Annotated in this window: 24 protein-coding genes and 1 tRNA gene; 17 read left to right on the top strand and 8 right to left on the bottom strand. The window is 57.6% G+C overall.

Annotation, left to right across the window (positions count from 1 at the left end; all coding sequences use genetic code 11):
• Entirely contained in the window at positions 1-1056 is a 1056-nt protein-coding gene (locus ACR0AW_RS04865) for a phosphatase PAP2 family protein (RefSeq protein WP_480438692.1), read from the bottom strand.
• 319 nt (positions 1057-1375) lie between these two features.
• Here ACR0AW_RS04865 and ribB point away from each other — a divergent pair, with 319 nt between their 5' ends.
• From ribB to ACR0AW_RS04845, 4 genes are read left to right on the top strand one after another with little or no spacing between them, the layout of a single operon-like run.
• Positions 1376-2497: a 3,4-dihydroxy-2-butanone-4-phosphate synthase gene (gene ribB / locus ACR0AW_RS04860; protein WP_170403318.1), complete on the top strand. Its 1122-nt coding sequence runs from the start codon at positions 1376-1378 to the stop codon at positions 2495-2497.
• Positions 2498-2499: 2 nt separating this feature from the next.
• Positions 2500-3051: a 6,7-dimethyl-8-ribityllumazine synthase gene (locus ACR0AW_RS04855; protein WP_170733414.1), complete on the top strand. Its 552-nt coding sequence runs from the start codon at positions 2500-2502 to the stop codon at positions 3049-3051.
• On the top strand, positions 3048-3530 hold the full coding sequence (nusB, locus tag ACR0AW_RS04850; RefSeq protein WP_170396315.1) for a transcription antitermination factor NusB: 483 nt from the start codon (positions 3048-3050) through the stop codon (positions 3528-3530). Before ACR0AW_RS04855 ends, nusB begins: the two co-directional genes overlap by 4 nt.
• A gap of 59 nt (positions 3531-3589) precedes the next feature.
• Entirely contained in the window at positions 3590-3895 is a 306-nt protein-coding gene (locus ACR0AW_RS04845) for a hypothetical protein (protein ID WP_170403312.1), read from the top strand.
• A 215-nt stretch (positions 3896-4110) separates the two neighbouring features.
• On the opposite strand, the gene ACR0AW_RS04840 is transcribed toward ACR0AW_RS04845, so the two are convergent.
• Together ACR0AW_RS04840 and ACR0AW_RS04835 are read right to left on the bottom strand one after the other, a co-directional pair.
• Positions 4111-4536: an SRPBCC family protein gene (locus ACR0AW_RS04840; RefSeq protein WP_170733413.1), complete on the bottom strand. Its 426-nt coding sequence runs from the start codon at positions 4534-4536 to the stop codon at positions 4111-4113.
• On the bottom strand, positions 4533-4853 hold the full coding sequence (locus ACR0AW_RS04835) for a metalloregulator ArsR/SmtB family transcription factor (protein ID WP_170396321.1): 321 nt from the start codon (positions 4851-4853) through the stop codon (positions 4533-4535). Before ACR0AW_RS04835 ends, ACR0AW_RS04840 begins: the two co-directional genes overlap by 4 nt.
• Before the next feature lie 105 nt (positions 4854-4958).
• On the opposite strand from ACR0AW_RS04835, the gene ACR0AW_RS04830 reads away from it, so the two are divergent.
• A complete protein-coding gene (locus ACR0AW_RS04830; protein WP_170597943.1) occupies positions 4959-5390 on the top strand; it encodes an MmcB family DNA repair protein in 432 nt (143 codons plus the stop codon).
• On the opposite strand, the gene ACR0AW_RS04825 is transcribed toward ACR0AW_RS04830, so the two are convergent.
• On the bottom strand, positions 5387-5575 hold the full coding sequence (locus ACR0AW_RS04825; RefSeq protein WP_170396325.1) for a DUF6324 family protein: 189 nt from the start codon (positions 5573-5575) through the stop codon (positions 5387-5389). The genes ACR0AW_RS04830 and ACR0AW_RS04825 overlap by 4 nt on opposite strands.
• 78 nt (positions 5576-5653) lie before the next feature.
• On the opposite strand from ACR0AW_RS04825, the gene ACR0AW_RS04820 reads away from it, so the two are divergent.
• From ACR0AW_RS04820 to ACR0AW_RS04790, 7 genes are all read left to right on the top strand, one after another.
• Positions 5654-6136, top strand: a complete 483-nt coding sequence (locus ACR0AW_RS04820) for a GNAT family N-acetyltransferase (RefSeq protein WP_170597945.1) — start codon at positions 5654-5656, stop codon at positions 6134-6136.
• A 47-nt stretch (positions 6137-6183) separates the two neighbouring features.
• Positions 6184-6260: transfer RNA gene (locus tag ACR0AW_RS04815), tRNA-His, on the top strand.
• Positions 6261-6352: 92 nt separating this feature from the next.
• Positions 6353-7372, top strand: a complete 1020-nt coding sequence (gene dusA, locus ACR0AW_RS04810) for a tRNA dihydrouridine(20/20a) synthase DusA (RefSeq protein ID WP_170597948.1) — start codon at positions 6353-6355, stop codon at positions 7370-7372.
• Between the two features lie 28 nt (positions 7373-7400).
• Positions 7401-8225 carry a sulfite exporter TauE/SafE family protein gene (locus tag ACR0AW_RS04805; protein ID WP_170597949.1) on the top strand — a complete coding sequence of 275 codons (825 nt, stop codon included), beginning with the start codon at positions 7401-7403 and terminating at the stop codon, positions 8223-8225.
• Positions 8219-9004: a hypothetical protein gene (locus tag ACR0AW_RS04800; RefSeq protein WP_170733412.1), complete on the top strand. Its 786-nt coding sequence runs from the start codon at positions 8219-8221 to the stop codon at positions 9002-9004. Before ACR0AW_RS04805 ends, ACR0AW_RS04800 begins: the two co-directional genes overlap by 7 nt.
• 36 nt (positions 9005-9040) lie before the next feature.
• Entirely contained in the window at positions 9041-9769 is a 729-nt protein-coding gene (locus ACR0AW_RS04795; protein WP_170733411.1) for a SpoIIAA family protein, read from the top strand.
• Between the two features lie 280 nt (positions 9770-10049).
• Positions 10050-10250 carry a hypothetical protein gene (locus tag ACR0AW_RS04790; protein ID WP_170733410.1) on the top strand — a complete coding sequence of 67 codons (201 nt, stop codon included), beginning with the start codon at positions 10050-10052 and terminating at the stop codon, positions 10248-10250.
• 9 nt (positions 10251-10259) lie between these two features.
• On the opposite strand, the gene ACR0AW_RS04785 is transcribed toward ACR0AW_RS04790, so the two are convergent.
• Genes ACR0AW_RS04785 through ccmI form a run of 3 tightly spaced genes read right to left on the bottom strand, consistent with a single transcriptional unit; the run spans position 10260 to position 12192 of the window.
• The gene (locus ACR0AW_RS04785) at positions 10260-10493 is read right to left on the bottom strand and encodes a DUF1289 domain-containing protein (RefSeq protein ID WP_170396339.1); all 234 of its coding nucleotides are present in this window, start codon (positions 10491-10493) and stop codon (positions 10260-10262) included.
• A 17-nt stretch (positions 10494-10510) separates the two neighbouring features.
• On the bottom strand, positions 10511-10975 hold the full coding sequence (ruvX, locus tag ACR0AW_RS04780) for a Holliday junction resolvase RuvX (protein ID WP_170403288.1): 465 nt from the start codon (positions 10973-10975) through the stop codon (positions 10511-10513).
• Positions 10972-12192 carry a c-type cytochrome biogenesis protein CcmI gene (gene ccmI, locus ACR0AW_RS04775; RefSeq protein ID WP_170466350.1) on the bottom strand — a complete coding sequence of 407 codons (1221 nt, stop codon included), beginning with the start codon at positions 12190-12192 and terminating at the stop codon, positions 10972-10974. Before ccmI ends, ruvX begins: the two co-directional genes overlap by 4 nt.
• Before the next feature lie 178 nt (positions 12193-12370).
• Between ccmI and ACR0AW_RS04770 the strand changes: the two genes are divergently transcribed.
• The 4 genes from ACR0AW_RS04770 to ACR0AW_RS04755 all read left to right on the top strand — a co-directional run bounded on the left by ACR0AW_RS04770 (position 12371) and on the right by ACR0AW_RS04755 (position 17650).
• On the top strand, positions 12371-13615 hold the full coding sequence (locus ACR0AW_RS04770; protein ID WP_170422297.1) for a sarcosine oxidase subunit beta family protein: 1245 nt from the start codon (positions 12371-12373) through the stop codon (positions 13613-13615).
• Between the two features lie 88 nt (positions 13616-13703).
• On the top strand, positions 13704-14033 hold the full coding sequence (locus ACR0AW_RS04765; protein WP_170396347.1) for a sarcosine oxidase subunit delta: 330 nt from the start codon (positions 13704-13706) through the stop codon (positions 14031-14033).
• Between the two features lie 43 nt (positions 14034-14076).
• The gene (locus tag ACR0AW_RS04760; RefSeq protein ID WP_170733409.1) at positions 14077-17091 is read left to right on the top strand and encodes a sarcosine oxidase subunit alpha family protein; all 3015 of its coding nucleotides are present in this window, start codon (positions 14077-14079) and stop codon (positions 17089-17091) included.
• Complete coding sequence (locus ACR0AW_RS04755) at positions 17084-17650, top strand: sarcosine oxidase subunit gamma family protein (protein ID WP_170422292.1); 567 nt, start codon at positions 17084-17086, stop codon at positions 17648-17650. The genes ACR0AW_RS04760 and ACR0AW_RS04755 overlap by 8 nt, the downstream gene beginning before the upstream one ends.
• Before the next feature lie 109 nt (positions 17651-17759).
• Here ACR0AW_RS04755 and ACR0AW_RS04750 read toward each other — a convergent pair whose 3' ends face one another.
• Entirely contained in the window at positions 17760-18527 is a 768-nt protein-coding gene (locus ACR0AW_RS04750; RefSeq protein ID WP_170733408.1) for an FkbM family methyltransferase, read from the bottom strand.
• 101 nt (positions 18528-18628) lie between these two features.
• Between ACR0AW_RS04750 and ACR0AW_RS04745 the strand changes: the two genes are divergently transcribed.
• The gene (locus tag ACR0AW_RS04745) at positions 18629-19228 is read left to right on the top strand and encodes a superoxide dismutase (RefSeq protein WP_113789565.1); all 600 of its coding nucleotides are present in this window, start codon (positions 18629-18631) and stop codon (positions 19226-19228) included.
• Positions 19229-19281: the final 53 nt, after the last annotated feature.

Genomic DNA, 19281 nt, shown 5'->3' with positions numbered 1-19281 from the left:
TCAGGTGGAAGGTCCAAATTTGGCCGTCAGCCTCTTGGACAGCCACCAGAAGCATGAAGCCAGCAGGATTGAGACATACCCGTCGATGGCGTAGTGCCAGGCGAGGTGAACCGAGCCTAGTAGGATGATGAAGGCAAACACCGACAGCGCCCAGCCGAGCCAACGCGAATAGGTGAAGCCGTAGAACGCCAGCAGCACGGTAGAGGCAACATGCATGCTGGGCATCGCCGAGATTCCGCCTGCTAGCCCATTATTCCGATAACCATCCAACAGCATTTCATGCACATTCAGCGCCCAGACCGGGCTGATTTCGTGTGATTTGCGTAACAACTCCATCTGCGGAACGAAGTCAGAGCCAAGATTGAAGGGTTCGTAGTAAACGGGACCAACCGAGGCAAAGATGGTTGCAATCACATTGCCGCCTACAAACCAGCACAGTGCAAACGCCACCAGAAAAACGGTGCTGCGGTTCGGGTCACTGCGGTCCAGACAGGCGACGCAAACCGCAATGTAAATCATGGGAAACCAGATGTGATAGGCGCCATTCACCGCAGTGGTTACGATCGGGGATCCCAAAATGGGCCATAGCCAGGTCCACGGATCGACGCCGCCGTGCAGAAACCGGTCCCATTGCACGAATTGCTCATCCCAGAGCGTCGGGTTCACAGCATGTATTTCGTTCTTCAGGAAGGTATAGGCCAGGATAAGTGCGACGATGCTGAGAAAGCAGATAACCGCATCGGTCGCTTTTTCAACATCTGCCATCTTGGATCGCAGATCTTGCAACATCCATTGAATTGGCTTTTTGGGTCGCACGACGAACATGGCAACGCCAAGTCGCCAAAGAACGAAATTTGCGAACATGAAACCAAGCAGACGAACTGAGATGACAATCAGGGAAGAGGTCGAAAAATCCCAATATGACCGTCCTACATAGATGCTAACCGCAATGGCATAGACCATCTGCAGTGCAATGAGTGATAGCAGCAGCCTGTTTCGCCGAAGGGCGTTTACACGCACGAAATTTGCAGCGGGCAGATCAGCGGTCTTAGACACTGGGCTCAAATTCTCGTCTAGCTAGGACATTATACAATGACTGGTGCCCAGGATATCAGGCGATCCAAGGGCCCAATTGGGGCAATTTGTGGACAAAGTTCACGCAACCGGCCTAAAGGTTCAGCTATTGGCAACAATGCGCAGAAAAGGCCTAAGTCAAAACTGGCGCATAGGATTGGTAAACTGAGTTGGCACCAGATTTCATCGCTGGCCCTATAGCGCTGGGCATATCAATCTATCTCGCAGTGCTTACAGGCTGGTCTTTGTGTTCACTCTGGTCTATCCCGCCATTCAAACCCGTTGTGCGAAAGGCTGCCCTATGAGTTTTGAAACCCCCGGACCGGTAGAGGCCCAATTGCGCGAGGCGATCAGTCCGATCGAGGAAATCATCGAAGAGGCCCGTAAGGGCCGGATGTACATTCTTGTGGATCACGAGGACCGCGAGAACGAGGGTGATCTGGTGATCGCGGCCGAGTTCGCTGACGCGGAGGCGATCAATTTCATGGCGACCCATGGGCGCGGGTTGGTCTGCCTGCCGATGACGGCGGAACGGATCGATAGTCTGGGCCTGCCGATGATGGCGGTGAACAACTCTTCGCGTCATGAGACAGCCTTCACCGTGTCGATAGAAGCCCGCGAGGGAGTTTCGACGGGAATATCGGCCGCTGATCGCGCACTAACGGTGGCGACCGCGATCAACGAGCAAAACACTATGGCTCACATAGCGACCCCAGGCCATGTCTTCCCCTTGCGCGCCAAAAGGGGCGGGGTGCTGGTGCGGGCGGGGCATACCGAGGCCGCCGTTGATATCTCGCGTCTTGCCGGGCTGAACCCCTCGGGCGTGATCTGCGAGATCATGAAGCCCGATGGCACAATGGCGCGCCTGCCTGATCTGGTCGCCTTCGCCAAAGAGCATGACATGAAGATCGGCACGATCAGTGATCTGATCGCCTATCGCTCGCGTAACGACAATCTGGTGGTTGAAACTTCGCGCGAGACGGTGAATTCCGAATACGGTGGCGAATGGGAGATGCGGATTTTCACCGACCAGACCCACGGTATCGAACACGTTGTCATGATCAAGGGCGACATCACAACGCCCGAGCCGGTCCTGACCCGGACCCACGCCCTGCATGAAGCGCCCGATATTCTGGGTCTTGGCCCGAAATCTTCACGAGAGCTGCCCCGCGCGATGGAAAAGATCGCCGAAGAGGGGCGCGGCGTCGTTTGCCTTTTCCGTCAGCCGCGAAATTCGCTGTATGCCGCAGACGACGAAGGCCCGCGCACGATCAAGCAAACCGGTCTGGGTGCGCAGATCCTGTCCAAGATGGGTATTCAGGAACTGGTGCTGCTGACAGACTCGCCTGAAACCGTGTATCTGGGGCTCGACGCGTTTGGACTGTCAATCGTCGGCACACGCTCGATCCTCAAGGAAGACTGATAATGGCTGAAAAAGACAAACATGGCATTCTGCCGACTCCCAGCTTCGACAAGCCGGTGAAACTGCTGCTGGTGGTGGCTCCGTTCTACCGTGCCATCGCTGACAACATGGTCGCTGGTGCCAAGGCCGAAATCGAGGCCGCAGGCGGAACCTGCGACGTGGTCGAAGTGCCCGGTGCGCTGGAAATCCCGACCACAATCGCCATGGCCGACCGTCAGTGCAACTACGACGGCTATGTCGCGTTGGGCTGTGTCATTCGGGGCGAGACGACGCATTATGAAACCGTCTGCAACGACTCTAGCCGTGCAATCCAGTTGATGGGCCTGCAGGGCCTGCTGATCGGCAATGGCATCCTGACTGTCGAAAACGACGAACAGGCCGAGGTACGAGCAAACCCCGAAAAGATGAATAAAGGCGGTGGAGCGGCGGCTGCGGCCTTGCATCTGATCGCGCTCAGCCGTAAGTGGGGCTCTTCCAAAAAGGGCGTGGGCTTCAAGCCACCGTCCGAGTCCGTCCTTGTGGCGGGCGACAGCAACGGACCCACGACAGCATGACCCAGACAGACGCGCCGAAACCGGCCAACCAGAAACGCCTGATGAAATCCGCCGCCCGGCTTTATGCCGTGCAGGCGCTGTTCCAGATGGAGCAATCGGGCCAGACGACTGAACAGGTTGTGAATGAGTTTCTGGATCATCGGTTTGGCGCGGTCTACGAGGGGGATGAGATGCTGGATGGCGATATCAGTGTCTTCCGTAAGTTGGTGGATGACGCCGTGAACTATCAGGCCACCATCGACCAGATGACCGATCGTGCATTGGTCGCCAAATGGCCCATTGCGCGCATCGATCCGACCCTGCGCGCTGTGTTTCGCGCGGCCGGGGCTGAGTTGACCCAGAGCGACACGCCGCCAAAAGTCGTGATCACCGAATTCGTCGATGTCGCACGTGCGTTCTTCCCGGAAGGCAAAGAGCCCAAATTCGTGAACGCTGTGTTGGATCACATGGCGCGCGAAGCCCAGCCCGAGGCGTTCTGACGCCTTTACCGCGACCCTGCACGCGCTAGACTCACCATCATAGCGCAAGGAGGTTCGCCATGCCCAAACTGGTCCGTCTCTACATTACGCAAGTCATCTGGGGCTTTGTGATCTCGGCCGTCTTTGTCGGGGTGCTGCTGGCGCTCAACGTGGCCAATCTACGGCATCTGATCACCAGTTCGGAAATCGGTCTGATCGCGTTGGCCATGATCTGGTTCATGAACGGGATCGTCTTTGCGGGAGTGCAGTTCGCCTATGCGATCATGAGCATGGCTGAGAAGCCGAACAAACCACGTGGCGGAACACCGATTGCGCATGGCTTGAAGCCTGCGCCGATCAAACAGGAAGTGCGTGCAGGGCGCTGATTTATTAGGTAAATATGTGGCGGGACCACCAGTCAACCGTGCGGTTTGATTCCCGAGGACCTGTATGTACAGGTGGGCGCCAGGTAATCAGGCCAGGACCTGAACAGAGCCAGCCCCCTCGGAATTGCTTAAGGCCACCAGAATGCTACCTGTCACAAGAAGGGCAGAACCCGCCACGGGCCTAAGTAGGGCCTGAAGCAGGTTCGCACAAGGGGTTAAGCATCAACAGTTTCGTGCAATGCGGTGCGCATCTTGCCGAAATGTTCATCCCATCCGTCATCCAGCGAAAGGATCAGGCCAAAGGCGTCAGCCCCTTGAGGTAAGCCCTCGTGCAGCAATCCAAGGCGTGTGCCGCCGGCGACGGGTTCCAGCGTCCACTTGACCACACTTTCGGCGCCGCCCATCGGTTTAATGGTGAATGTATATTCAAGATACTCTGGACGTCTCGCTTCACGCACTTCACCCCAAATCAGAAGGTCGCCACTGGTCGTCCCGAACATCTCAAGCTTTTGTCCAGCGGCCAGGGGACGTTCGGGTTTGTGAAACCACTCGGCCAACCGGTCGGGATCAGTCAAATAGTCCCAAACGATTTCTGGCGTAGCGCGGAAAAAGATTGTTTTCTGCAAAACTGCGTCTGTCATTTCTTATTCCCTTCGATAGCTTTCTTCAGATTTGCGAGGCGATCATCCCAGAACCGGTCGAAGTAGCTGAGCCAGTCCAGAACCGGAGCCATTCCTTTGGGTTCAAGGCGATTGATGCGTTCGCGTCCACGAGCTTCGACCGTGATCAATCCTCCGTCGGACAAAACGGTCAGATGCTTTTTGACGGCCGCGCGGGTCATGTCGAAACGTTCGGTTAGTTGAGCGATCGTCATATCCTGTGCTGCCAGCATCTGAACGATGTCGCGGCGGGTCGGGTCCGCCAGGGCGCGAAATGCGTTTTGGGTCTGTGTATTCATCGGGCACCTCTTATTGGATACCATTTGGTTTCACATTATTGCGATACCAAATGGTACCATGTCAAGCTGCTTGATTTTTGTTCATGAATTGTTCACATTCTCGGAATGACACTAATTATGCAGCCCGGACAAAAGCTGGCCCGTGGTGTTTCGCGTCACTTGTTGACCCACGGCTATGTTTCGATTGAAGAATTTGTCCCTACCCGAGGGCTGCGGGTCGATGTGATGGGGTTGGGCCCAAAGGGCGAGATATGGGTGGTCGAGTGTAAATCCAGCCGCGCCGATTATCAGTCGGATTCTAAATGGCAGGGCTATCTTGACTGGTGTGACCGATTCTTTTGGGCGGTTGATACGGATTTCCCGACCGAGCTTCTGCCTGCGGAAACAGGCTTGATCATCGCTGATGCCTATGATGCTGAAATCATCCGAATGGGGCCAGAAACCAAGTTGGCTCCGGCGCGGCGCAAAAAGATGGTTCAGAAATTCGCGATGGATTCTGCACGTCGGTTGCAGGCCTTGCGCGACCCCAGGGTTTAGCTTTTGATGGCGCGCGCGGCTTGGGCTGCGGCGCGGATTTCCTCGGCGATTTCTTCGGCCTCTTCGGGGTCGAAATCCATTGGAATCTCAATACCGGCACCTTCAATGAACAGCCGCACCATACCATGATCGGTGGGGCCGATCTGCAGGTTCGCTTCGATATCGCGTTCGGTGTTGATGCTCATGTTCGCCTCCGGGAAATGCGCTTTGGTGCTAACGCGCGATGGGTTGAGAATCAAGCCGACTATGGGTTCAGATAGGGCATGGAGACGGCAACGCTCAGACCTTTCCGCGCCGAGGATGCGCCGTGGCTGGTAGAACAGCATGACGTGCTCTATTCCCGCGACGAGGGGTTTGATGACAGTTTCGGCCCGCTGGTTGCCCGCATTCTGACGGAATTCATCGCGGATCATGATCCAACTTGCGAACAAGGCTGGATCGCCGAGTGCGACGGGGATCGTTTGGGTAGTATTTTCTGTGTCAGGCTGGATGATCAAACCGCCAAGCTGCGGTTGTTTCTGCTGCTGCCCGAGGCTCGTGGACAGGGGCTGGGCAAGCGGCTACTGACCGCCTGCATGGGTTTCGCCCGCGACGCAGGATATCGCCAGATGGTGCTGTGGACCCATGAGAGTCACGCCGCCGCTTGCGGGCTGTATCGTGCGTTTGGGTGGGAGCTTGTCGACAGCAAGCCGGTGCATTCCTTCGGTGTCGATCTGGTCGAACAAAGCTGGCGAATTCAGCTTTAATCCCCTTGCAATCCCCGTACGCCTTCGCTAAATCGCCCCTCACAAGTGCCGCCTTAGCTCAGTTGGTTAGAGCGCTGGATTGTGGATCCAGAGGTCCCCTGTTCAAGCCAGGGAGGCGGTACCATCTCCCAAAACCCAAGAACGGTTTGCCGGTTGCAGGTCTTTCTGTATACCCGGTACTTGGCGAAAGCTGCGTTCCGATGACATGAGCAAGATATGCCGGATAAGAAACCTGTAGACATCCGTAGAAATGCGAGACTGTCTGTTGCACCCATGATGGATTGGACCGACAAGAATTGCCGGTTTCTGCATCGTTTGCTGAGTTCTGAGACCTTGCTTTATACTGAAATGGTCACAGCGCCTGCTTTGGTGCGCGGCGGCGCGCTGCATCTGCTGGACTTTAATCCTCAGGAGTACCCAGTTGCGTTGCAGCTAGGGGGTTCGGACCCGCAGGAATTGGCGCAGGCGGCCAAGCTGGGGGCTGAAGCCGGATATGACGAGATCAACTTGAACTGTGGGTGTCCGTCTGACCGTGTGCAATCAGGGACATTCGGTGCGGTATTGATGCGCGCACCCGAAAAAGTCGCGGAGTGCGTTGCGGCGATGCGCGAGGCAGTGAAGGTCGAAGTCACGGTGAAATGCCGTATCGGTGTTGACGAACAGGAACCTTCAGAAGTGCTACCTGCATTCCTCGACCAGATTCGCAAGGCCGGTTGTCGGCGGGTGACGATCCATGCGCGCAAAGCTTGGTTGCAGGGGTTAAGTCCCAAGGAAAACAGAGATATTCCTCCACTGGATTATGATCTGGTGCATCGGATGAAGGCTGATTTTTCGGACATGCATATCTCGATCAATGGTGGCATTACGTCGCTTGCTCAGGCGCAACAGCATCTGGAGGCTGGGCTTGATGGTGTCATGATCGGTCGTGCCGCCTATCACCAACCGACAGATATTCTGGCGGCTGCGGACCCGTTGATCTTTGGAACGGGCAGCGTCGCGGATCCCATTGAAGTGGTGCAAAATATGCTGCCCTATGTCGAGGCGCATCTTGTCGACGGTGGTCGATTGCACCAGATCACGCGGCATATGCTGGGCCTGTTCGCGGGGCGTCCCGGTGCGCGGGGATGGCGGCGGATGCTCTCCGAAGGTGCTGTGCGCGAGAATGCCGGCCCAGAAGTGATCCTGCAGGCTCTGGACTCTGTTGCTGCGCTATCGCAGGTGGAACAGGTAGGCTAAGACGGCTTCGAGCCGCTATGGGGGAATGATGCCCGAGACGATGTTGCTGGCCCAGATGCTGGGCCTTTTGCTTGTGATCGGCGCTTTGGCCGGGGTGTTGGCTGGACTTTTGGGCGTTGGCGGTGGAATCGTTCTGGTGCCCGCGTTTTTCTATGCGTTTCAGACACTTGGATATGGCGGGCCTCAGCTGATGCAGCTATGCCTCGCAACTTCGCTGGCGACGATCATTGTAACGTCGATCCGATCGGTTCTTAGCCATAACAAGAAAGGCGCGGTGGATTGGGGCATCCTGCGCGGCTGGGGGCCAGGCATAGCGGTGGGTGCGGTGATCGGTGTTCTGGTGGCTTCAGCTCTGAGGACAGAGTTTTTGCAGGCACTGTTCGGCATGCTTGGCATGGTTATCGGCATCTATCTTGGATTGGGTAAATCCGAGTGGCGGTTGGGGGATGCAATGCCCAAGGGATTGCGCCGCGCTGTGCTTTCGCCTTCGGTCGGGTTTCTGTCGGTACTGATGGGAATTGGCGGGGGCAGTTTCGGTGTTCCGCTCATGAGCCTTTATAACACTCCGATCCACCGGGCAGTTGCGACCGCAGCGGGCTTTGGCGTGATCATCGCTGTACCGTCGGTGCTGGGTTTTTTATTTCTCAACATCGCTCCGGAGCATCGCCCGCCGCTGACCATTGGCGCGGTCAATCTGGTGGCTTTCGGTATCGTCGTTGCGATGACTATGATCACCGCCCCGTGGGGCGTTAAGCTGGCGCATGCGATGGATCCGAAGCCGCTCAGGCGGGTCTTCGCGGTATTCCTTACCCTGGTTGCTCTGAATATGCTGAGAAAGGCGTTGGGGTGGTAGCGTCGTTTTACGAGCTAGGTTGGATAAAGTTTCCTTATGAAGGAGTGTTGGCGGATTGGGTGGCGCACGCTCTTCCCACTGCGCGTGCGTCCGTCAGCGATCCGGCTCATTCAGCTTGGCACGATTGCGATGGCACGTGGTTCATTGGCGTTGATGCACTGGACAATGATGCGCAGGGCAGGGTCGCGGGTTCGCCTGCACTGGCGGGCGCGGCCATCGAACTGGCACACCAGCAGTTTGGATCGATTGATCTGCACAAAGGGCAGGTATCGGTAATATATCCGGGCTACCCTCAACCCCGGCGTGGCGAAAGCGAGGCTGCGGCGCGGTATCGTGCGCGGCGAGATGCGGCGCATGTGGACGGGCTCAAGCCAGCTGGCCCTGATGGACGACGGCGGGTGGATGAACCTCATGCCTGGATATTGGGTATCCCACTTACCGAGGCCAGTGTGGACGCAGCACCAATGGTGCTGTGGGAGGGAAGCCACAAAATCCTCGGCGATGCTTTTCGGGCCGCGATGAAGAAGGTGCCGCGGCTTGAATTGAGCGAGGCCGATATCACAGATGTCTATCAGGCTGCGCGTCGCGAAGTGTTCGAGACCTGTCCGCGCCTCGAGCTACCGGCGCGCCCGGGCGAAGCCTATCTGTTGCACCGCCACTGTCTGCATGGTGTTGCACCATGGGGTCCGAATGCCAGCGCTGGACCGGATGGACGGATGATCGCCTATTTCCGCCCTCAGTTGCCTGGTGGTGTGGCGCAATGGCTCGAATCCCCGTAACCTCCTGCCATTGTTTGGCTTTGGAGAGTTGGTTCGATGATTACGGTTCACACGAATGCAGATGGTGCCCTTATTGAGGTCGAGCTGTCGGGCGAGGTCACTAGCGCAGATTACGCGAGCACGCTTGTTCCCGCTATTGAGGCCGCATTGGAAGAGCACGACGCCATACGTCTGCTGGCGATCGTTGGGTCCGAGTTCAAGGGATATGATCTGGGCGCCGCATGGTCTGATACCAAGTTGGGGCTCAGCCATTGGCGCGGATTCGACCGGATTGGCGTTGTGGCGGACCAGGGATGGGTGCAAACAAGCGTCCGCCTGGCTGCCCCGATCCTGCCTTGCCCGGTGCACGTTTTTGGAATGGATGAGGTGGAGGAAGCGCGTCGATGGATGCGCGAATCTCTCGGGGCGATCCACGTGACGGATCTGGGCGGACCTTGCGTGCAGATCAGCCTGATGGGCAAACTGGATTCGCAGGAATACGGTCAGGCTCAAACCGATCTTGATGCGCTGTTGCGCGAAGGTGGCGGGTTTCGCCTGTTGATCGATCTGCGCGAGTTCGATGGTTGGCAGGGTCTGACTGCAATGGCAGCTCATTTCAGACTGGCGGCTGGTCATATTGGGATGCTGGATCGCGCAGCGATTGTCGGTGACAAGACATGGCAAAAAATGGCGCAACGCATGGCCAGCCATGTCCTGGGAACGCGGACCCAGTATTTCCCGGCTGAGGAATACGAGAATGCAAAAACCTGGCTTGCGACTGGCTAAATGCTCTAAAAATGGTTCAGAAACAATGCCTTGTAATCATAGGCATTGTTCTTTTTTGCGTTGACGTTACGGAATGCAACTTTAAGTTAGCGCTATTATTGACTGGTTGGTCAAATAACTTAAAAAGTCCTTACCTGTCCCGGATTTAGAGGGAGAGGAAACAAGCTGTTTCGCGTCGCTGTGGGCCACCACTCACTCAAACACAGCTTCCGGACTCTTCCCCCTCGGTGTTCGGAACGGTCCCGCAGTGGCGCGTCGTTTATTACATATTGGAAGAGCAATGGTTTTTCGCTCAGTACTAAAGCGCATTCTTTCGAAGGACACCCCCGAACAGGCTGAAAGCCACGAGTTGGAAGCTGAGTTGCGCCCGCGACCTGCAAAGACGACAACCCAGAACGAGCTGGTTGAACTGTTCGGTTCTGAGTTGCGGGATCACGAATCTCTGAGTGATCTTAAGCCTACGCGGACACCAAAATACTAGGCTTGCGGATCAGGACCCTTGCAGCCGGGCGGCACGGCCACCACGGCGCTTTGCCAGACGGGGTTTGCGTTCCGGCAGATCCTGCATGATTTCGGCCCGTTCGGTGCTGTCCATCTTTGACCAGCGCGTGATCTCGTCAATGGTGCGGTAGCAGCCGGTGCAGATACGTTCGGTCGGATGAACGACGCAGATTTGGATGCAAGGGCTTTCGACCTCGTCCCGTTTCCAAACCATATTCGTCATGGGCGTTTTCCGATCCGTCAAAGAAAGCGCAGTCTGTCCAGCGCGCCTTGCAGAATATAACCTGCTGCGACGTGATCAATAACCTGTCCGCGACGTTTTCGTGTCGTATCCGCCTCAAGCAGTGCTTTTTCTGCCGCAACGGTGCTTAGTCGTTCGTCCCAGAAACCGATGGGCAGATCGGTCAAACGGGTCATGTTTCGTGCGAAGGCGCGGGTTGACTGGCAGCGCGGCCCTTCGCTGCCATCCATGTTGCGCGGCAGTCCGAGGATAATGCCGCCGATCTCACGCTCGGTCACAATCTCGATCAAACGCGCGGAATCCAGTGTGAATTTCTTGCGTCGTACCGTCTCAAGCGGGGTGGCCACGCCGCGCATCCGGTCCGAGACGGAAACGCCGATGGTCTTTTCTCCCAGATCCAGCCCCATCAGGGCTGACATTGGGGGCAGGGATGCTGCGAAGTCTTCGAACGCGTCGTGGATCATTGAGCGATTCCGGCCTGCAGCGCGGCAGCGTCGATCATCTCCAACGCTTCAGCGTTACCCGCAAATACTTCCTTGGCTTCGTTCCTGATTTTGATGGCGCGTTGGCCTTCGCCCAGCACGCCCAAGGCGGCAATCAGGCGTGCCCACTCCTCGGGTGTCCCGCCCTCGGTCGCAAGGCGGTCCGAAAGGCCATCGACCATACCGCGGATCATTTCTTGTCGTTCTTCTGGCGACATCTCGGCAGCGGCATTTACATCGTCTTGGCTGGGGCCGGATGCAGCAGAAAAGTCGGGTGTGTTGAACACGCCTGCGCGGAATGCCAATTCATCGATCTGTGACCGGATGGCATTCGCCCATGGCGCGCCGGCCGGGGCGTCATTCAGGGTTTCGACCCAAACGCGATAAGCCATATCAGGCCGCCCGGTCTGTGCCAGCATCTGCCCCCAATAATACCGGGCAGGACCCAAGCGCTGATTGCGCTCAAGCGCCTGTCGCAAGGCGGCTTCCGCTTCCGGTGAGACGTAGCCGCCAGCGGCCAAAATCATCATCTCTGCCTGATCCGAATAGGCCTGAGCCGAGGCATTGTCACCCGACAGTTCGATCACACGGGTTTGTGCCTCATACCCTGCTTTGAAGTTCCCCGCATTGGTTTCATGTTGTGCCAGCAGGGTATGGCCTTGCAGATCATCGGGGCGTTCGGCCACAGTTTCGCGCAGCCGGTTCAGCAAAGTTGCATAGCTTTCGTCCAGCGGAGGCGTCTGGAGCGGTGTGGCAATGCCCTCGGCCTCAGCCTGGCTGGGTCGATTTTCGCGCAGGTCTTCTGCCATTTCCAGACGAACTGAAAGGGGCATGTCAGGGAAACCGGCAGCACCCAACTGGCGATACATCGCCAACCCGCCACCAACCAGAACGGCGGCCATGGCGAGGAACGCAATTATGGTAACCAAGCGTGATGGCCCGGTGCCTTTGTCTTCATTGCGCATCTGCGCGTCTGCGGCCAGGATACGGCGCGAGATTTCCGTGCGTACACGCTCGGCATCAGCTTTCGCGATCACGCCGCGCGCCAAGTCTTTGTCAACGCCTGCTAGCTGTTCACGATAGACTCGCAGATCATAAGCAGCTGTCGGGCCGGTGCCGCGACGACCGCGCAGCATCGTGTAACCCAGGAAAATCGCGATCAGCAGCGCGATCAAGAAGATGAGAACCCAGAACGGCATGGTCCCTCCAAAATGGTTGCCCTGACTTAGACCTGTCGGCGCATGGAAAAAAGGGACAAATAGCCGCGAAGGGCGCTCATGTCGCAATAGTGCATTATTGCGGCGTTGCGCGGCAGGGTTAAAATGTATGGGCACGGCATACCTGCGCCCAATCATCGAAGACCGGACGGATTCGCACATGAAACACTACTCAGCCTTTGCTGTAGCGCGCGAAGCGCTGCGCTATCACACCGGATGGGAGCGCGCATGGCGTTCGCCGGAGCCTAAGAAGCGCTATGACGTCATTATCGTCGGGGCCGGCGGTCACGGTTTGGCAACAGCCTACTATCTTGGCAAGAACTACGGCATCCAGAACGTCGCCGTAATAGAAAAAGGCTGGTTGGGCGGTGGCAACACCGGTCGGAACACGACCATCATCCGATCGAACTATCTGCAGGACCCGTCAGCGGCGATTTACGAAAAGGCTCGCGGTCTCTACGAAGATCTAAGCCAGGAACTGAACTATAACATCATGTTCAGTCCGCGTGGCGTAATCATGCTGGCGCAGACCCAGCACGAGATTCGCGGCTATCAGCGTACTGCGCATGCGAATGCGCTGCAGGGTGTTCAGACCGAATGGATTGGGCCCGAGCGTGTGAAAGAACTGGTGCCGATCATTAATCTGGAAGGTCCGCGCTATCCGGTTCTGGGCGGGCTTTGGCAGGAACGTGGTGGGACCGCGCGCCATGATGCGGTGGCATGGGGCTATGCCCGCGCGTGCTCGGCCATGGGTATGGACATCATCCAGAAATGCGAAGTCACCGGCGTCCGGTCCGAAAACGGTCGTGTTGTCGGGGTCGATACCACAAAAGGGGCCATCGATTGTGACAAGCTGGGGATCGTGGTTGCGGGGCATTCCGGCCAGTTGGCTGAGATGGCGGGTTTCCGACTGCCACTGGAAGCCGTCGCGCTGCAGGCGCTGGTATCCGAGCCGATCAAACCCTGCATGGATGTCGTTGTGATGGCGAACACCGTACACGGCTACATGTCTCAGTCCGACAAGGGCGAGATGGTGATTGGTGGTGGCACGGACGGGTTCAACAACTATACCCAGCGCGGCAGCTTCCATCATATCGAGGAAACGGTACGCGCATTGGTCGAAACTTTCCCGATGATCTCGCGCCTGAAAATGCTGCGCCAGTGGGGCGGTATTGTGGATATGACCGGCGACCGTTCACCCATCCTGTCGAAAACACCGCTTAATGGCTGCTTTATCAACGCAGGCTGGGGCACCGGCGGCTTCAAGGCCATTCCGGGATCGGGCTGGGGCATGGCACAGCTGATGGCCACGGGGCATTCACCACTGACCGAAGCCTTCTCGCTGGATCGTTTCAAAGAAGGCCGCTTCATCGACGAAAGCGTCGCGGCCGGGGTGGCGCACTGATGAAGATTTTTCGTCGAAAAATCTCGCACGCCCGTCACGCAGAATTTGCAGGCAGATACGTCTCGCCTGCTGCCAAGAGGATGATCACATGCTGATCTTGAAATGCCCCTATTGCGGCGTCGAAGCCGAAGAAACTGAACTGGCTGCGGGTGGCGAGGCGCATTTGAAGCGTTATGGCCCGGGCTCGTCAGATGATGAGTTCCACGACTACCTGTTCATGCGCGAAAACCCCAAGGGCGTTCATTTCGAACGCTGGCGCCATGCCAATGGGTGCGGCAAGTGGTTCCACGCCGCGCGCTGTACGAACACGCTTGAGGTCTTTGGCACCTATCCGGCGCAGACAACCGAGCCGCCGCAAGAGATCAAGGATGCCATCACCGCCAAGCGTCCCGGCTGGACGTGGAGAGAGTACAAATGATCCGTACAGCCATCCGAAATACCGCCTGCGAAAGGTCCGCATCATGAGCACCCGTCTCGCAAAACATGGCCGTTTGATTGATCGGTCGAAAAAGGTCAACTTCACCTTCAACGGCACCTCGATGCAGGGCTACGAGGGCGATACGCTCGCGTCTGCCTTGCTGGCCAATGATCAGATGATGATGGGCCGGTCGTTCAAGTATCACCGCCCGCGCGGCGTGGTCGCTAGTGGCGCGGAAGAGCCAAACGCTCTGGTCGGTCTGGGTGAGGGCAACCGGTTTGAGCCGAACCAGCGCGCCACCACGACAGAGCTGTTCAATGGTCTGACATCCGCATCACAGAACCACTGGCCGAACCTCGAGTTCGACATCGGCGCGATCAATACGCATCTGTCGCGGTTTCTGCCCGCCGGTTTCTATTACAAGATGTTCATCCATCCGAAACCGTTCTGGAAACATGTTTACGAGCCGTTTATTCGCCAGTCGGCGGGTTTGGGCAAAGCGCCCGACAAGGACAACCGTGACGCGGACACATACGAGCACTTTTACGCCTTCACCGATGTCTTGGTGATTGGCGGTGGCGTTGCAGGTCTGCAGGCCGCCAACACGGCAGCCCAGTCCGGTGCCAGGGTAATGTTGATTGAACAAACCGCACATTGGGGCGGTCGCGCTCCGGTTGATGGCGGTACCATCAATGGTGAGCCTGTGGATAAGTTCGTGGAACAATTGGTTTCCGAACTCGAAACAATGGACAACGTCACCATGCGCAATCGCTGCATGGGCGCTGGTGTCTATGACCACGGTTATGTGCTGGGTTATGAGCGCCTGACAGACCACAAGCCGGGTGTTCAGGGCCCGCGTCACCGCCTGTGGCGCATTCGTGCGAAGCAGGTCGTGACCGCGACTGGTGCGATTGAGCGTCCGCTGTCATTCGCAGGCAATGATGTGCCTGGCGTCATGCTGGCCTCTGCCATGCGCGACTATGTGGTCAACTGGGGCGTGACGCCGGGTGACCGTGTCATCATCGCCACCAACAATGATGACGCCTACCGGACTGCAATTACCTTGAAGCAGGCCGGTGTCGATGTCCTGCGCGTGGTTGATGCGCGCGACACCGCCGGACCTCTGGCCGAAGAGGCGCGTCAGCTGGGTATCCGCGTCGATCCGGGCAAGGCGATCGCAAAGGTCAAAGGCGGCAAGCGGGTCAAGAAAGTTGCGATCTGCAATCAAGAGGGGATCGGAGGCGCCCGGGAAGAGGTCGAATGCGATGCGATTGCCATGTCAGGTGGCTGGTCTCCGGTCGTGCATATGTGGTCGCATTGCGGCGGTAAGCTGATCTGGGACGAGGCGAACGCGCATTTCCGCCCCGATCCTTCACGTCCTCCGCTGGGGGCAGACGGTGAAGGTTTTGTTCTGGCGGCAGGGGCTTCGAACGGCCCGCTGGCCCTGGGGGATGTCCTGAAGGATGCAGATACTGCCGGCAAAGCGGCAGCGAAGGCGGCCGGGTTCTCCGCGAAGCGCACCAAAGCGCCAGTTGGTGAGACTACGGCCGAGGCCCCAATGGCCGCTGTCTGGCTCATGCCTTCTAATGCCGAGATTGATCTGCGCATGAAATCGTGGCTGGACTTCCAGAACGACGTCAAGGTCTCGGACGTGCAACTGGCTGCGCGCGAGGGCTATGAAAGTGTCGAGCACACCAAGCGTTACACCACGCTGGGCATGGCAACGGATCAGGGTAAGTTGAGTAATATCAACGGTCTGGCAATCCTTGCTGATGCGCTGGATTCAGAGATCCCGAAGGTCGGTACCACCACCTTCCGCCCGCCATATACTCCAATCTCGATGGCTTCGATTGGTGGTGAAGCGCGTGGTGAGGTGTTCCAGCCGATCCGTCAAACGCCGATGCATAACTGGCACGATAAGAACGGGGCCGATTGGGAGCCGGTCGGCCATTGGCGTCGAACCTATGCCTATGTGCGACCCGGAGAATCCGTGCATGATGCGGTGAATCGCGAGGTTAAAAACACCCGCGAAAACCTCGGGCTGTTGGACGCTTCGACCCTCGGCAAGCTGATCGTCAAAGGCCCCGACGCAGGCAAGTTCCTGGACATGATGTACACCAACATGATGTCCACGCTGAAGGTCGGCAAATGCCGCTATGGCCTGATGTGTTCCGAGAATGGCTTCCTGATCGACGACGGCGTTGTTGCCCGCATCGATGAGGACACGTGGCTGTGCCACACCACCACCGGCGGGGCCGAGCGTATCCATGGCCACATGGAAGAATGGCTGCAGACCGAGTGGTGGGACTGGAAAGTCTACGTCGCGAACGTCACCGAGCAATATGCGCAGGTCGCCGTGGTAGGTCCGAACGCCCGCAAGGTACTTGAGAAGCTGGGCGGCATGGATCTGTCGAAAGAGGCGCTGCCCTTCATGGAATGGCGCGATGGCAAGATCGGCGCGTTCGACGCGCGGGCCTACCGTATCTCGTTCTCGGGTGAGCTGTCCTATGAGATCGCGGTCCCTGCAAGCCAAGGTCAGGCGTTCTGGGACGCTCTGATCGAGGCAGGGCAGGAGTTCGGAGTGATGCCATACGGCACCGAATGTCTGCATATTCTGCGTGCTGAGAAAGGCTTTATCATGATCGGCGATGAGACCGACGGCACCGTGATCCCGCAGGATCTGGGGCTGCACTGGGCGCTGTCCAAAAAGAAAGAGGATTACCTCGGAAAACGCGCCCATTCGCGGACCCATATGGCCGATCCTGAGCGCTGGAAACTGGTTGGTCTTGAGACTGTGGATGGATCGGTTCTGCCGGACGGTGCCTATGCGGTGGGCGAGGGCGTGAATGCGAACGGTCAGCGCAACATGATCGGTCGCGTAACTTCGACCTACTACTCGGCCAATCTGGGCAAAGGCATCGCCATGGGCCTGATCAAACACGGCCCCGACCGGATGGGCGAAGTGGTCGAGTTCCCGGGCACTGACGGCAAAACCTACAAGGCCAAGATCGTGGACCCGATCTTCTATGACAAGGCCGGGGAGAAGCAGAATGTCTGAACCCATCAGCGCACTGAACCACGCCTCATATGATGGCATCGCCAAGATCGAGGAATGCGGCCTACAGGGCATGATCACACTGCGCGGTGATCTGTCGGATAAGGTACTGGCTAAGGCTGTCAAAGACGCCACCGGGCAGAAAGTGCCCGGTCAGCGTGAAGCGTTTGTGAATGGCGACACCGGTGTTTGCTGGATGTCCACCGACGAATTGCTGGTGCTTGTGCCTTATGCCGAGGTCGAGGCCAAACTGGCCGCGATGACCAACGCGCTAAGTGGTACGCACGCACTGGCGGTCAACGTCTCCGACGCGCGGGCCGTATTCCGCGTTTCGGGCGCGAACGCGCGCGAGGTATTGGGCAAGCTGGCTCCGGTTGAGCTGTCGGCCGAGGCATTCCAACCCGGCCAGATCCGCCGTTCGCGTTTGGCGCAGGTGGCAGGTGCCTTCTGGATGGACGACGCTGAGACTTTCCGCATCGTCTGCTTCCGCTCTGCGGCGGACTATGCGTTCAAATTGCTGAAGGTTGCGGCGCAGCCCGGCAGCGAGGTCGGGGTTTATTAAGCCCTGATCGCCTGATGATACGTGGGTGAGGGGGCTTTGCCCCCTCGGCCTGCGGCCTCACTCCCAAGGTATTTCTGTCGAGATGAAGGCCGGATCTCTGGTTCGGGTGTCAGGGGTTCGCGCTGAACAGGAATGTCGGGAATTGAGTGAGTGCACGCTTGCTCGTGAGGGCTGACTTGCCGGTTTCGCCTGTGTGTGGGTCGTGGCAATGGCTATAGAAAGCCAGGTCTTCTGATAGTTTTTTCATGGCCGCGCTGCGGTTGTCTGCGCTCAGATAAGGTGCGTGCGTTGAGAGAAACAGCGCAGGGTTATCTTTTTCTAACCAAGGCAGCATAGAAGGCAGGACCGAAAATTCGGCGCCTTCGATATCCATTTTGACCAAAGAGACATTAGTCAGGTCGACGGATTCAGAAAACTGATCCCAACCGATGGTAAGTGCGTCAGTGCCATGGCTTCCTTCGTGGAGCAATGATGACGTTGAATCGCCTGCCTCTCCGTGCGCTGAAGCCATTCGTGTCACTCCAAACCCATCTGACAAGGCGATGCTGAAGGCTGATACGTTTCGGATGTCGTTCAGCTCTAGGTTCCAGACCAAATGGCGGTAAGCCACTGGGTCAGGCTCAAAACACCACACATGGCGAGCGCGGCGCGCGGCATAGAGGACCGTGGGGCCGATCCATGCACCGATATCAAGATAGTCCTTTTCGGGCGACAGATAGTGGTCCAGCACCGAATATGTCTCAGGTTCCCACTCCCCGGCTGATACCTTGCGCCAGAATTTCGAGTGGTAGGGGTCCAGGCGAAAGGGTTCACCGTTCAAGTTGCCCGCATAGTATCCGCGGGCGCGATAGAACATTTTGCGCGCCTGTGTCAGCATCTCGGACCTCCGGGTTTTTGTGTTGCGGCCCTTGACCTGCGGCGGCTGTCAAAGCATTTAACCTTTGGAACCGCAACATTCATTTTCAACAGGGGGCCGAGATGGCTTTTGAACTTCCTGATCTTCCTTATGCACATGACGCGCTGGCAGCCAAGGGTATGTCCGCGGAAACGCTGGAATATCACCACGACCTGCACCACAAGGCCTATGTCGACAACGGCAACAAGCTGATCGCCGGCACCGAGTGGGACGGCAAGTCACTGGAAGAGATCATCGTTGGCACATACGACGCAAATGCCGTCGCGCAGAACGGTATCTTCAACAACATCAGCCAGCTGTGGAACCACAACCAGTTCTGGGAGATGATGGGCCCCGGTGGCAACGCGATGCCCGGTGAGCTGGAGAAGGCTCTGACCGAAAGCTTCGGTTCGGTTGACGAATTCAAGTCGCAGTTCAGCGCTGCCGGTGCCGGTCAGTTCGGTTCCGGCTGGGCGTGGCTGGTCAAGAATGCCGACGGTTCGTTGGCAGTGACGAAAACTGAAAACGGCGTGAACCCGCTGTGCTTCGGTCAAACCGCACTGCTTGGCTGTGATGTGTGGGAGCACTCGTATTACATCGATTTCCGCAACAAGCGTCCGGCGTATCTGTCGAACTTCCTCGACAATCTTGTAAATTGGGAAAACGTCGCCTCGCGGATGTGATTTCCACTTGGTAGAACTTAATGAATGGCCCGCTGGCAGTGATGCTGGTGGGC

The organism is Ruegeria sp. C5, from assembly GCF_056537605.1.
This window is presented reverse-complemented; position numbering and strand designations above follow the sequence as displayed.